The sequence below is a fragment of the Rhodococcus sp. GQ147 genome (genome assembly GCF_059759155.1).
On record NZ_JCAXDU010000066.1, the window covers coordinates 1 to 968 of the forward strand.

General features: G+C 68.8%; 1 protein-coding gene. It reads right to left on the bottom strand.

Annotated features, from left to right (window positions below; translation table 11 throughout):
* On the bottom strand, nt 1-960 hold a 960-nt coding region (locus tag AC6CID_RS25040), incomplete at its 3' end, for an ISL3 family transposase (protein WP_498354671.1).
* Between the last annotated feature and the right edge of the window lie 8 nt (nt 961-968).

Consider the following 968-nt stretch of genomic DNA (forward strand, 5'->3'; position numbering starts at 1 on the left):
GATCTCGTTGGTCGGATCCTCGGCGGCGAGGGCGGCGTTGAACCGGGCCTTTTGCTTCACGGTGAGGTGCTCGTAGCCGGTGAGCAGCAGTTGCCGGCTGGCCCAGACTTTGTCGGTGGCGGTGCCGCGGCGGCCGTGCAGTTGCCGGGTGATCCGTTGACGGACCTGGGTGACCATGAGGTTGGCGAGGGCGACGAGATGCCACTTGTCGACTGCGATCCGCGCGTCCGGCAGGGCGGTGCGGATCCCGCCCGCGTACGGCGCGGACGGGTCGATCACGACCAGGTCGATGCCGGCCCGGAACGCGGGTGTCTGCAGCGCGAGCCAGTCGATCACGCACGCCCCGGAGCGTCCCGGGGTCAGCCCGAGAAGGTGCCCGGGCAGGGTGGGGTCGGCGTTGACGAACGAGGTCATCCACGGGTTCGACCGTGTCCAGCCGGCCTCTTCGAGCACCCAGCGCACCGACCGGGCGCGGGTCTCGTCGATGCCGAGCACGCGGGTGGGTTCCGGCTCGGGCAGCCACTGGTTGGCCAGTGCGATGAGCGCCCGGTGCGCGGTCGACCACGCCACCTGGTACTCGCTAGCGACCTCGCTGACGGCGCGGTTGCCCGACGCGATCGCCGAACCGATCTTCTCTCGTAGCCGGGTCGTGAGCCGCGACCGTGCCGGCACAGCGCGGGACTGCTGCGTGAATGTCGCTGTCCCACAGGCCGGTTCGCGGCACACCAAGCGCCGTTTGAGCCACCACAGATCGGTTCTTTGGCCGGAGGCAGGCAAGTCCTTGACTCGAACCAGTGGCCGCTCCTTGATCCTTGAGGTGAGCACCCCGCACTCGGGGCAGGCGCCCTCCGGGTCGATGACCTCGATGACGACACGCACCGTGTCGGCATCGATTCGTTCGAGCTGCAGGACGGTGAACTCGTCCTCCAGCCCGAGCAGCACTGACGTACCCTCGTTCATGCTCGTGG